The following is a 12,912-nucleotide window of genomic DNA, read 5'->3' as shown; positions in this document are numbered from 1 at the left end:
GCATTTTGGCCCGGCAATGACGGAACTGGAGCATAGGCCGGTCATGACAGGCAAGCGGCGCCGCAGCATGGCGGCCTGAGCGAACGACAGGGAACGGGAGAAAGCCGCGGAATTGCAGAGAAATCCGGAACCGTGAGGTTCAGCGGTTACATTAAAGTTTCGTCATGTGATCGGTACAACCAGCAATGATGCCGCGTTACCGACAGCTCAGCCGCCGACGGCGCTGTCCTTGACCTGGCTGCCGGTGCGGTCCGCGACCGCGTGCTTCAGCTCAATGCGGTCGCGCTGGGAAATCCCGAGCAGATCGGAGGCACGCCAGACGACGTTGTCCTCGAACTCGGTGACCTGACCGTCGGCATAGACCAGCTCCCACATCATCTGGACGATGCGCTTGCGCCCCTGTTCATCGAGCGAGCGCATGATGACGCTGGTGAAGTGATAGAGATCGACCGCCTCGCCCTCGACCTGCGTCGCGTCGGCGATCAGCCGGTCGGCGGTGCCCCGATCGAGCTTGAAATGGCTTTCGATCAGACTATGCAGCTTGCGCTGCTCGGCCTGGGTCGGCTGGCCGTCCAGCGAGACCACGTGGATCAGCAGAGCGGTCGCCGCCAGCCGATAATCGCTGTCGCCGAAGGCACGGTCCTGGGCCTGGGGGGCAACAATGTCGGCGATGAATTGGCGCAGGCCGTCGAGCATAAGAGTCCTACCGAAATCGATGACGCCGCGAGGGAAGCGCGGCGGCTACCAGTCACTATATGAGCGGGAAACTCAACCGGCGCAACGTGCGTCAGTTCCGCGCGATGCATTACGTTTCGGCAATCTGGATACGGTCATTCCGGGGCGATGCGCCAGCATCGAACCCGGAATGACGAATGACGCCTCACGGTATCTCGTACACCACCATCTTGTCGGCAATGCCGCGCAAGGCCGCCTGCTTCTGGATCGGCTTGATCTCGCGCCGCTGGAGGATCTCGGCAACCGCCGGCGCGTCCAGGACGGGGCCGGTGACGTGAATCTCCTGCGCGGTCGACAGGCTCTGTACGCGCGCGGCGATGTTGACGGTCTGGCCGAAATAATCCTGCCGCTCGTTCAACATCACCGCAAGGCACGGGCCTTCGTGGATGCCGATCTTGAGCACGAGGTCGTTGGCACCACGCTGCTTGTTCAACTCATCCATGGCCGCACGCATCCGCAGCCCTGCGGTGATCGCATGTTCGGGCCTGATGAAAGTTGCCATGACGGCATCGCCGATCGTCTTCACGACGGCGCCCTTCTCGGCAGCGATGATCTCCAGCAGCGCCCGGAAATGTGCACGCACCAGGTCGAAGGCACTGAGGTCGCCAACCCGCTCGTACAGCGCCGTCGATCCTTTCAGGTCCGTGAACAGGAACGTCAGCGACGTGATCTTCAATCGCTGGTCGACATTGAGATTGTCGGCCTTGAAGACGTCGCGGAACGTCTGATTGGACAGCATCCTCTTGGCAGTCAGGATCGGCTTGCGCTTGCCGATCATCTCGTGCAGCGCGTCGGCGGCAATCCAGACCGAGGGCAACACGCGATTGCCGGACTGATTCTCCAATGTGAGGCGCAGCGGTCCGGGGCGCACCACCGTGGTCCCGGTCGGCGCCTCCAGCTTATTGAACATGATCGAAAGCTGCTGACGTTCGCTGGTCGGCTCACCCTGGACATCCAGGAAATGGGCGGAATGGGTCACCGGCTCGAACACGATGATGAACTGGCGGGGCAGGTTCAGCGACAGGATTGCCTTTTCACCGGCGGGCAATTCCAGCGCTTCGAGCGTCACCTCGTTGATCAGGCGCGAAAAAGCCTCTTCATTGATGTCGACGCCGGAGCTCCAGAACATTTGCCGCACATATTCCCAGATCGGCAACGTGTCGGGATCGTGAGCACCGATGCGGCGGACGCGCGGACTGACGGTAAAGGCCACCTCGACCATCTCGTCGACGGAGGCCTCGTATCCCGCCGCGCAAAGCGCGCAATTGTAGTCTTCGTGCTTGAGTGATTTCAGCGTCGCATGCGCGCCCAAGACCCCGCCACAGCCGGGACACAGCACGTTCCAGCTCATGTCGAACAGGCCGAGCCGCGAGGCGTGCAGGAATCCGGAAATGACCTTCTCCTGATCGAGCCCGGTCCGATTGGCAAAATCCAGCACATTGATGCGGTTGAGGTCGCGATCGTGCCCCTTGGCGATCAGCTCGGAGATGGCCTCGACCACGACGGGATCGGCCGTCTGCCTGAGAACGGAAAACTGGGCCTGGATGTCGCTCATGGCGCAACTCCATCTGGGGCGGATCACGTCGTCGGTCGGGCAATGCCCGTCACCGAGGCGTGACGCGGAACATCGGTGAGTGGTCCGGCTGTGTCGTGACAACACCGCACGGAATGACAGGATCGGCGTCGACGAGCTCGACGCGGAATGCGCCGATCAGCCGCGCCAGCGCCAATACGGATTCGGCCTGTGCAAACGGCGCGCCAATGCAGACACGCGGACCGGCGCCGAACGGCAGATAGGCGAAGCGGTCGGGCGGCTCTTTCGACATGAAGCGTTTTGGGATGAATGCGTTCGGCTGATCCCACAGCTTCTCGTGCCGGTGCAACAGCCAGGGCGCGATCATGATGATATCGCCCTTGCTGACCGCAGTGCCGGCGACATTGTCCTTGTCGCGTGCGGCGCGGGCAATCAGGAAGGCCGGAGGATAGAGCCGCATGGTCTCGTCGATCACGGCGCGGGTGAATTTCTGCCGGTCGATATCGGCGATGCTGTCGAGATGCTCGCCTGATGTCTCGGAGGCAACTTCCTCCTGCGTCTGCGGATCGAGCGCAAGCAGATAGAGTGCCCAAAACAGCGCGGTTGCAGTCGTCTCATGACCCGCCAGGATCATGGTCGCGACCTCATCGACGAGCTGCTCGTCCGAAAAACCCTTGCCCGTTTCGGGATCGCGCGCCTCGTCCATGAGATCGAACAGATCGCGCGGCGGCGCGCCGTCCTTCTTGCCGGCCGCCCGCCGCTCGGCGATCAGCATTGCAACGAATTCGATCCAGCGTGCGCGGAAGCGGGCACGGGCGCGATCCATGGGCGTCGGCCACGATACGGGCAGCAGCATATCGAGGAAGTAGGCCCGCCCGAGCCGCTCGCCATACTCCATGACGAAGTTGCGCAGGGTCGGTCCGTGCCGGTCCATGCCGAACGAGAACATCGTGCGCCCGGCGATCTCGAGCGTCATCCGCTGCATGACCTCACGCAGATCGACCGTCTCGTTTGTGCGCGCATCCAGCTTCGCAATGGTCTCGTCGAGCACCGCCGTCATATGCGGAATGAGGTTGGCGATGGCGCGCGGCGTGAACGCCGGCGACAGCGTGCGCCGTTGAAATGTCCAGGCATGGCCTTCGGCGAGCAGGAGACCTTCGCCCAGGACGGGACGCAGTATGCGGATGCCCACCGGCGTCCGTATGTAGTTCTCGTAATTGTTCAGCAGCACGTGCCGGATCGCGTCCGGCTGGTTCAGGATGAAGCTCTTGCGCAGCAAGAAGCGCCCCTCAATGATCCCTTCCTCGTAGGCGCGCTGCCCCCAGGTGGCGATCATGTTCTGCCTGATCGCCGCGAGCCGGCCGAAGAACGACAGATCGTCCGGCGCGCGCGGCGGGGTCGGGGGGATGATGGGCCGACGCACGCTGGCGATGTTCATGGCTCTCTCCCGCAGATCCGGCGTAGGCAAATAGCTAGTAAGTCAGTTCGGCAACCGCAATCCTGTTCTGGGAGGCCGGCCAGGCGCGTGCCACAATCCGTTCTTCGTTGAACTGGGCCACGACGTTACGCCCGATATCACTGGCCGAAAGGCGCAGGGTTGCTGTCGCATCGGTGGGTACGCCCGGATGGACGTCGGCGGGCTCCTTGCCGTCGAACAGGACGATGTCGCGCGGCAGCCCGAAATAGCCGCGCGGGCGGGACATGATCACCACCGCGCCGGCGTCCTTATCCGCAGGCATGAACTGGCGCGCGGCGCGCAGATGCACGACGTCGGAAGAGCGCGGGAAGGGCGAACGGTAGAAGTGCGTGATCGGGGCGTCCGGCGAGGTCAGGACGATTTCGAGCGGCCAGGTGGATTCGACTTCGACCGGTCCCCAGCGGCCGTCTGCCTCCGTCGTCGAGCGGTGCACGACATCGCCCCTGCGCTCGCCGCTCTCACGATCGACGTGGTGGACCTCGACGGTCGCCCCCACGACCGGACGGTTGGTCGGCACGCCGTCTGCAGCGCCCGTGACCAATCCGCTGAGGCGGACAGTCCGCTCCGGCGTGATCGCAATGCGCGCGGGTTCGCGGCCGGCGATGAACTTGTAGATCTCGCGGAACGCGCGCGGAGAATACGCCGTCTCGCGATGGTCGATGGTGCCGAGCACGAGGTTGGTCGCGCCCTTCAGCTCCGGCCCTTCAGCCGTGACATTGGTCGGCACGCCCGGCTTGCCGATGAAACGGCCATCGGCTTGCGCGTATTTGTCCATGCCGTCACTGCGCAAGGTGAGGAAGGCTGTGCCCGGCGTCACCTCGCTGTCGCCCTCGTTCAAGCTGCGCAGGAAGGCGCCGCGTCCGTTGAACTCGCTGCCCAGGAGATCATCGAGCACAAACACGCCGTGATTGGGCGTGCCGCACAGCACGGCGTGGCTGACATCGCCGGCGCCGCCGTTCTTGATGACGTTGCGGATGGAATTGCCGCCGCGCGAATTGCCGACCAGCGCCACGCGGGCCGCGCCGGTACGGCGCTTCAGCTCGGCGATGGCGGCGGCAAGCTCGCGGCGCTGATCCTCGGTCGAGGAGTGGTTGGCCTGCTCGACCGTGTCGTCGGTCCGCGCACTGGGATTGGTGAAATTGATCGCCATCATGCGATCGTGTGCGACGCCGTTGGATTCCATCCGCCACAACGTCGTGATCCAGAGCGCGTCGTAATCGCCATTGCCATGCACGAACAGGATCGGCGGCACCTCCGAGCTTGCGGTCGCGGACGGTGCCTGCGCCAGCGCGTCCATCGGTAAGTTCGCAACTGCGAAAGCCAAGCCACCTGCACCTTGCAGGATCGTCCGTCGTGACAGCTTCATCTATTCCTCCCTGGTGAAACCCGCGTCTTTGCACCGCTTATAGCGGCCTAACCACTGGACAGCGAAGGACTTTCGCAGGCATCACTGAAGTCGCCGGAATCATGAAGCCATTTCTGCCAGACGACTTGGAAGGGGATATGACCGAGCAGACGAACCGTCAGAGACGTTCCGCCGACGGCATCACCGCGCCCCTGCGGTACACTGTATTCCGGCGCATCTGGCTCGCCAGCCTGCTCTCCAATCTCGGCCTCCTGATCCAGGGCGTGGGCGCGGCCTGGGCGATGACGCAGATGGCGGCCTCGGCCGACAAGGTGGCACTGGTGCAGACCGCCTTGATGCTGCCGATCATGCTGATCTCGATGCCCGCCGGCGCCATCGCCGACATGTACGACCGTCGTATCGTGACGCTCGTCGCACTGATGATCGCGCTGACCGGCGCATCCGCGCTCACGATCCTGGCCGGGCTCAAGCTGATCGCCCCGGAATCCCTGCTGGCCTTCTGCTTCGTCGTCGGCAGCGGCAACGCGCTGTTCGGACCGGCCTGGCAGTCCTCGGTCAGCGAGCAGGTGCCGCCGGACGCGCTGCCGTCGGCGGTGGCGCTGAACGGGATCAGCTACAACATTGCACGCAGCTTTGGACCGGCGGTCGGCGGCGTGATTGTCGCCGCAGCTGGCGCGGTGGCCGCATTCGCCTGCAACGCGCTCCTGTATCTGCCGCTGCTGGTCGTGCTCCTGCTGTGGCGGCGGACCACCGAGCCGTCGCGCCTGCCGCGGGAGAAGCTCAACCGCGCAATGGTCTCCGGCTTCCGCTACATCACCAATTCGCCGCCGATCAAGATCGTGCTGCTGCGCACGCTGGTGATGGGCCTGATCGGCGGCGCCGTGATGGCGCTGATGCCGCTGGTGGCCCGCGACCTGCTGCACGGCGGCGCACAGACTTACGGCATCATGCTCGGCGCTTTCGGCATGGGCGCCGTGGTCGGCGCGCTCAACATCCACGAGCTGCGCAAGCGGATGAGCGGCGAGGCGGCGATCCGCGCCTGCACGATTACGATGGCGTTCGCGATGGCAGCGCTTGCGCTCTCGACCGAGCCGGTGCTCACTGCCGCCGCGCTGGTGCTGGCGGGCGCGGTCTGGATGGCTGCCGTCGCACTGTTCAATATCGGCGTGCAGCTTTCGGCACCGCGCTGGGTCGCCGGACGATCGCTCGCCGCATTCCAGGCTTCGATATCAGGCGGCATCGCCATCGGCGCCTGGGGCTGGGGCCATCTTACCGACTATGCCGGCGTCGAAACCGCACTGCTGACGGCCGCCGGCCTGATGCTGGTCTCGCCGCTGCTCGGGATCTGGCTCACGATGCCGCGTGTCGGCGCACGCAACGAGGACGCCGAAGTGCTGGCCGATCCCGAAGTCAAGCTGTCGCTCACGGGGCGCAGCGGGCCGCTGGTGGTCGAGATTGAATATCGCGTTGCCCAGGAGAACGCGCGCGCCTTCCACAACGTGATGCAGGACGTGCAGCTCTCGCGGCAGCGCAACGGCGCCTATGGCTGGTCGATCGCACGCGATATTGCCGATCCGGAGCTGTGGACCGAGCGCTATCACTGTCCGACCTGGCTCGATTACTTGCGCCAGCGCAACCGTTCGACCCAGTCCGAACGCGCGCTGCATCAGCAGGCAATCGACTTCCATATCGGCTCCGAGCCGGTACGGATTCGCCGCATGCTGGAGCGGCCGTTCGGCTCGGTGCGCTGGAAGGAAGAGACGCCGGACCGTGCCAGCGCCGAGGTGCTGCCTGTGGTCGCGACGGCGGCGGGCAGCAGCACATAGGTTTTGCTTCGTCATTCCGGGGCGCGCCGTCAGACGCGAGCCCGGAATCCATCAGACCGCAAATACGTGGAGAAATGGATTCCGGGTTCGCGCTTCGCGCGCCCCGGAGTGACAGTCACTGTCCGTGCTCAGCCAACACCTTGTCGCAGGCCTTGCCGAGGCGTGTGCGATGCTCTTTCAAGCAGGCGAGCACGGCGCTATCGCCATTGTTCATCACGGCGCGGCAAAAGCGCGTAACGTCGCGCGCGCAGGCGTCGTGGCCGGGCTGCTGCTGCGCGAATGCACCCGATGCGCATAGAACCAAAGAAACAATGCAAAGAAATCTGGTCATCGCGTAATGCCTCATGCCCTTTGAGATATGCGGGCGAAGCTAGTGCGACGACCTCCTGGTCGCAACGGCTTTATTGGCAGGCGTTCACGCGCTGCCGCGAAGCCCCGGCCTGACGCCGGGATACATCGCGAGGGGAGCTTTGAAGCGCGCTCTTACTGGCTGTCCTGGACGTCAGCGACCTTGCGCGAGGCGCCCTTGGCGAGGTCCTTGTCCATCACCGCGCGGCAGCCGGCGCTCAGATCCGAGCGATGCTTCATCATGCAGGCAGTGATTTTCGGGATATTGGGGATTTCAGAGGAGCACAGGCGGAAGGCATCGCCGGTGCACATCTGCTGCGCTTCGGCCGAGAAGGCGAAGCTCGAGGTCGTCGAGACGATCGAGACGAGCGCGGCAAAGCCCAGGGCCAGGCTTGTGTCGCGGATTTTGACGGAAAACGACTTCGTCATGTGAAGCTCCCATTGGCACCGCGGAAAGCGGGCCCGTTGTTGATGGGAATGACCATGTTCCAGGAAAGTCCTTTCCACTGTGATGACGGTCACGGGCGACCCTCCCTCTGTGACATCGGTCACTTTGGCGCACCTACCTGAAAATCCTCCGCATCCGCCGTCGCGTTGGTGTCACGTTAACTGTTCCTTCGCATTAATGGCTCGTCGCGCGGGAAATTCCGCCGGTTTGGTTGCGTATTTGGAAAGAGTAGCGATGCGTAATGCGTTAGGCCTGATGCTGGCCAGTGTCCTCGCGGCGGTCCTGATCGCCGGAGGTTGGTACTTTTATTCCTCCCGCGCCGATCAGGGCGCTCCCAAGACAACAGCCGCCCGTGCCGCCGATCCCCTGCCGGCCAAGCTCGCCGCCAAGGATGACGTCGAGACCACCGCGGCGATCGCCGCCAAGCCCACCGCTGTTGCCGCCGCGCCAGCCCCGGCCCCAGTGCCCGCGCCGGCCCCGGTTCAGCAGACCACGACCTGCACCAATCCGGATGCGTTGGGCGTCTCGCGCGTGGTCGAGATCGACACGACGGGCGGCCCGGGCTTCGGCTTCGAGCAGTTCAAGCAGTTTGATTTCCTCACCGACAAGGAGGTCGTGCTGACCTTCGACGACAGCCCCTGGCCGCACAACACGCCGGCCGTGCTGAAGGCGTTGGCCGATGAATGCACCAAGGGCCTGTTCTTCTCGGTCGGCAAGCACGCCACCTGGCATCCGGAGATCCTGCGCCAGGTTCTGGCCCAGGGCCACACGGTGGGCACGCACACCTGGTCGCACGTCAATCTCGCCGGCAAGAAGATGACGGAGCAGCAAGCCAAGGACGAGATCGAGAAGGGCTTTAGCGCGGTGAAATGGGCGCTCGGCACCAATCCGTCGCCGTTCTTCCGCTTCCCGCAGTTGTCGCAGAGCCCGGCGCTGGTCAGCTATCTCGGCACTCGCAACCTCGGAATTTTCTCGACCGACATCGACTCCTTCGACTTCCGCAAGGAGAACACGCCGGACAAAATCGTCAGCAACGTGATGACCAAGCTCGACAAGCTCGGCAAGGGCATCATCCTGATGCACGACTTCCAGAAGCGCACCGGCGAAGCGCTGCCGACACTGCTCGCGCGGCTGAAGGCCGGCGGCTACAAGGTCGTGCAGATCAAGGCCAAGACCACGTTCGACTCGCTGCCCGAATATGACGAGGCCATCCTCAAGGAGTTGAAGGTGCCGACGTCAGGCAGTGCGACGAACGCGCGCCCGATCTCGAGCGTGGTGCAGACCGTTTCTCAGCGCTAAGCGCGTCAAGTCACGAAAAGCATGATGGCCGGGCTCAGCCCGGCCATTTTCATTTGGGAGCTGGCGCGTTGCTCACCAATAAATGCCATGTCGGTGCAGCTCAGCGATGATGCGGCCTTCAGTCGAGCTACGCTTGTGCTTGGGCTTGTCAGCTCTTGCCGTCGTCTTCGGTGCGGGACGAGTCGCGACAGGCGCGGACGGCGGCGGCGTGGTCGTGGCTGGCGCAGCGGCCGGGGTGGTCGACACCGCCGGCGGGCGATCGACATAAACAGGAACAGCCGCCACTGGCGCGGCTTCGCTCACCTGCGTGGCGGCAGGCATCGGCGCCGTCGTCGACTGAGGTGCCGGCGCCTGCTCGTCGGCCGCGGCCAGCGAAAGACTGCGCGAGCCGCCCGCCTGGGCCGATGCAGAGATCAGAACCATGGCGGTTACCAGAACGATCTTGCGCATGTGAGAACTCCCCGTGTTTGCGTGAGGGGATAGTAGGAGAGAGCTGCGCGAGGCGATGTGATGAGAATCACGGAAGCACAGGCGTGGCCTTCAGGCTGGCCTGTATCAGTCGAGCGAAATGAGGGAGCCCGCCGTCGCCCTTCGGGCTATGGCGTGGCAGCCTTCGCTACGAAGCGGCTTGCCGAGCCGAAGCAGGCGTAGCTGCGAAGGCTGGTGCCGCAAGAGGGATTCGAACCCCCGACCCCGTCATTACGAATGACGTGCTCTACCGACTGAGCTATTGCGGCGAACCCTGCCGGGGCTGGGCGATGCCGGCCCCGATACGCGCTCCTGATATCGGGCATGGCCCGAATTGGCAAGGACAAGGGAGACGCGAAATGCGGCTCACGCGCCCCAGCGGGACCAGAATCCGCGCCAACCGCCGGCCTGGGCCTTTGGTGTGCCGATTTGTTCCGTAAATTCATCGCTCGGACCGTCGTCATCAATGCCGGGGTCGTCAGGCGCGCGGACGATCGGAATGACGGTCTGGATCGGCGCCTGCGCGGGCTTTCCGAGGTCGGCACGGGTCCGGAACACCGGGGTTTCCGCCACAGGCGATGATTCGGCGACGCCAGGGGCGGGGTTGACCGGCTCGGCAGGCGTCACCGCCGGCTCCTCCCTGGCCACCGGGGGTGCGTTGTCCTGCGCGGCCGGAGCCGCAGCCGGGGTCGGATCCGGCGCGATCACGACCGGTTCCTCCGGCGCCTCGCTCGCCGCCGTCACCCGCTTCGGCGGCGGGGCGGCGAGCATGGCTTCCTCGAAGGCCGAGGACTCGATCGTCGTGCCCTTGTCCGAAGGCAGGCTCGCCACCGGCGTCTGCCACTGGAAGGCATCGAGCCTGCCGGTGACCGGGGAGACCGGCCGCCAGCGGTCGCTGACATAGCCGTCCGCGGTCCAGGCCGGGTCGTGACGGGCGCGCACCGCGCGCAAGGTCCAGGCGCGGGCGCGGCCGCCGTCGCCGTGTTCGGCGCGCTCCAGCTCGGCCATCAGCAGCGCCACGCGCTGGGTGGGATCGTTGACGTAAGGCGCGAGCACCTCGCGCGCGCGGGCGAATTCGGAGGCATCGATCGCCGCGCGCGCGATCGCGAGCTGTCCCTCGACATGGCCGGCCTTGTCGGCCGGCGTCTTCGCCGCGAGCGTCTCGACCCGCTGCAGACGCTGCCGCGCCGAATCGCCGAGTTTCACGTGCGCATAGGCGTCGGCAAGATCAGGATGCGGATTGGCGAGCCAGGCGGCCTCGACCAGCTTCATGGCGCGGCGCACCTGATGCGCCTCGCTCTCGAATTTCGCGGCGAGCACGGCAGCCGGCACCAGGGTCGGCGCCAGCTTGACGGCCTCCATCACACTCTCGCGCGCGACGTCGCGGTCCATCGTCTCCAATTCCAGAGCGCGCGCCGTGAGCAGCACGCCACGCTGGCGGCGGTAGGCAGGCTTGTCGATCAACCCCGCAGACAAATTCGAATCGAGGATCGCGAGCGCGCCGCTCCAGTCGCCGCGCGCACAGCGGAAGCCGAGCACCGCATGCGAGGCCCATGTCGAGGATGGCGACAGCTTGATCGCTTCCTCCGCGATCATCACCGCATTGACCGCATCATCAGCGCGCTGAGCCTCGATGAACAGGCCACGCAGGCCGAGCAGCCGCGTGTCTTCGCGCTCCGCCATGGCACGGAAGGCGCGCTGCGCCTCGTTGTGATTGCCCTCGAGCTGAGCCGATTGCGCATGCAAGAGAAGCGCGAGCGGATCATCGGGCGCATGCCGCCGCGCCGCTTCGGCGTGACGACGGGCAAGCGCGGTATCGCCATGGCCGATCGCGAGCAGGCCGTGGGTGATGGCGTGACGGCCGCGGGCATGGCGCTTCTCGTGACGGCGGCGCCGGATTCGTCCGGGCGTGCGCCATATGGCGGTCAGGACGCTCCAGAGCAACACGACGAGGACTGCGAAGATGCCGAGACAGAGCACGAACACAGGAATGCTCGGCGAGGCCCGGAAACCGCCCCAGGTCAGCACGACATTGCCGGGCTGATCGGCGACCCAGGCGGCGCCGGCGCCTGCAAGCGCAATCAGAACGAGGAAGAGGACGATGCGAAGCATGGCGATCCCTATACGCGCGGATTGTTGCGCTGTTCTTATCGAGCAGTCTTATGGAGCCGGTTTGGCAAGGCCAGCCAGAGCATCGTCGGCGAATTTGCGGGAGGCTGCGAGCGCGGCGTCTCTTGCATCGGCCTTGTCCAGCCACGCCTTCGCCGGCTCACGTTCGCTCTCGGGCAGCGTCATCAGCTCGCGCCGCGCCTCAGCGAAATCATTGCGCAGTGCCGCGGCCGTGACCCGCGCGACGATCGCGCCGCGATCGTTGCCGACCCCGTCGGTGCGCTCGATGCGGACCAGCTTCGATGCACCCGCCTGAAGGCGCTCGACGATGCCGGCGCCAGCGGGCGGAGCCTCCGGCGGCGGCGACAGCTTCGGCACGATGTTGAGGAGCTCGCGGGTCAGCGCGAACGGCGTCGGGATGCCCGATGCGGCGAACATATCGAGCGGCTTGAGCAATTCCGGCTTGGCTGCGAACGGCCGCGCCGCAGTGAGCTGCGCCTGATAAGGATCGTTGTGACGGACGGCCACGTCGAGCAGGGTGGCGGCGACCACATAACGCAACGGCTTGTCGTCCATCACCTTGACATCGGCGATCTTCTCGCCCTGCTGCGCGAGTTCGGCGCGCGCGGTCTTGCTGGCAAGCTCGAGCTGGGAGATGCGGTCGTCGAGAGCGGCGAGGGCGGATGGCGAGGCATCGCGTGGCGTGGATTTCGCATCGTTCAATGCGCTCGCGGTCTTGTCGGACTGCGCACGCAAATTGGCGACGTCGTTGCGCAAAGTGCCGACGGATTTCTCCAGCGCGTCGAGCCGCGCCGTCGTCGTCGGATCAGCCGCCGGCTTGCCGGCCTTGGCTTCGACTGCGGCGATGCGACCGCTCAGCGCATCGACCGCGGCACTCGTCACTTGCGGCGCGGCGGGCGGAGCCTGCACTGCGGGCCACCCCAGCATCCAACCGACTGCGATTACGACAGCCGCTGCGGCGGCGCCGGAAAATGGCGCGATGACCCAGGGAGAAATGGCGGCAGACGTTGCGGCCGCCTGCGCCTCCGCGCGCTGCGGCTCCGCCTCGGTTGCTTCGGCCTTGGTTGTTTCGGCTTTGGCCGCCTCGCTCTCGGCGTCCTCGGCAGCGGCGTGCTCGGAGCTTGCCGGCTCGGCCGCTGACTGCGTGTCGGGCTCACCCGGTACGTCCTGCGGCTGGGTGGAGACTTCGGTCGCCTCGAGGTCGATGGTCGGCGGCGTGCGCTTGGCACGGCCGGACTCGGGAGCCAACCCTGTGTCTTCAGGCTTGTCGTCGGCCATCGT

Annotated in this window: 11 protein-coding genes and 1 tRNA gene; 2 read left to right on the top strand and 10 right to left on the bottom strand. The window is 65.4% G+C overall.

Annotation, left to right across the window (positions count from 1 at the left end; translation table 11 throughout):
• Nucleotides 1-207: 207 nt before the first annotated feature.
• From BM374_RS05875 to BM374_RS05860, 4 genes are all read right to left on the bottom strand, one after another.
• Nucleotides 208-696, bottom strand: a complete 489-nt coding sequence (locus BM374_RS05875; RefSeq protein ID WP_092289800.1) for a tellurite resistance TerB family protein — start codon at nt 694-696, stop codon at nt 208-210.
• A 184-nt stretch (nt 697-880) separates the two neighbouring features.
• Nucleotides 881-2,290, bottom strand: coding sequence for an adenylate/guanylate cyclase domain-containing protein (locus BM374_RS05870; protein WP_092289798.1), 1,410 nt, complete (start codon nt 2,288-2,290; stop codon nt 881-883).
• A gap of 49 nt (nt 2,291-2,339) precedes the next feature.
• The gene (locus BM374_RS05865) at nt 2,340-3,707 is read right to left on the bottom strand and encodes a cytochrome P450 (RefSeq protein ID WP_092289796.1); all 1,368 of its coding nucleotides are present in this window, start codon (nt 3,705-3,707) and stop codon (nt 2,340-2,342) included.
• Nucleotides 3,708-3,741: 34 nt separating this feature from the next.
• On the bottom strand, nt 3,742-5,112 hold the full coding sequence (locus BM374_RS05860) for a hydrolase (protein ID WP_092289794.1): 1,371 nt from the start codon (nt 5,110-5,112) through the stop codon (nt 3,742-3,744).
• A gap of 137 nt (nt 5,113-5,249) precedes the next feature.
• Between BM374_RS05860 and BM374_RS05855 the strand changes: the two genes are divergently transcribed.
• The gene (locus BM374_RS05855; RefSeq protein WP_092289792.1) at nt 5,250-6,938 is read left to right on the top strand and encodes an MFS transporter; all 1,689 of its coding nucleotides are present in this window, start codon (nt 5,250-5,252) and stop codon (nt 6,936-6,938) included.
• A gap of 115 nt (nt 6,939-7,053) precedes the next feature.
• Here the strand turns inward: BM374_RS05855 and BM374_RS05850 are convergent, their stop codons facing one another.
• Entirely contained in the window at nt 7,054-7,269 is a 216-nt protein-coding gene (locus BM374_RS05850; RefSeq protein ID WP_092290272.1) for a hypothetical protein, read from the bottom strand.
• A gap of 152 nt (nt 7,270-7,421) precedes the next feature.
• A complete protein-coding gene (locus BM374_RS05845; RefSeq protein ID WP_092289790.1) occupies nt 7,422-7,715 on the bottom strand; it encodes a hypothetical protein in 294 nt (97 codons plus the stop codon).
• A 253-nt stretch (nt 7,716-7,968) separates the two neighbouring features.
• Between BM374_RS05845 and BM374_RS05840 the strand changes: the two genes are divergently transcribed.
• Nucleotides 7,969-9,033 (top strand): polysaccharide deacetylase family protein, encoded by a 1,065-nt coding sequence (locus BM374_RS05840; RefSeq protein WP_092289788.1) that lies wholly within the window; start codon nt 7,969-7,971, stop codon nt 9,031-9,033.
• Nucleotides 9,034-9,105: 72 nt separating this feature from the next.
• Here the strand turns inward: BM374_RS05840 and BM374_RS05835 are convergent, their stop codons facing one another.
• From BM374_RS05835 to BM374_RS05820, 4 genes are all read right to left on the bottom strand, one after another.
• A complete protein-coding gene (locus BM374_RS05835) occupies nt 9,106-9,483 on the bottom strand; it encodes a hypothetical protein (protein ID WP_092289786.1) in 378 nt (125 codons plus the stop codon).
• Nucleotides 9,484-9,694: 211 nt separating this feature from the next.
• Nucleotides 9,695-9,770: transfer RNA gene (locus tag BM374_RS05830), tRNA-Thr, on the bottom strand.
• 97 nt (nt 9,771-9,867) lie between these two features.
• Entirely contained in the window at nt 9,868-11,613 is a 1,746-nt protein-coding gene (locus tag BM374_RS05825; RefSeq protein WP_092289784.1) for a heme biosynthesis protein HemY, read from the bottom strand.
• A gap of 48 nt (nt 11,614-11,661) precedes the next feature.
• Entirely contained in the window at nt 11,662-12,909 is a 1,248-nt protein-coding gene (locus tag BM374_RS05820) for a COG4223 family protein (protein WP_092289782.1), read from the bottom strand.
• Nucleotides 12,910-12,912 lie beyond the last annotated feature (3 nt).

The organism is Bradyrhizobium sp. Ghvi (genome assembly GCF_900115265.1).
Lineage (GTDB): Bacteria > Pseudomonadota > Alphaproteobacteria > Rhizobiales > Xanthobacteraceae > Bradyrhizobium.
This window is presented reverse-complemented; position numbering and strand designations above follow the sequence as displayed.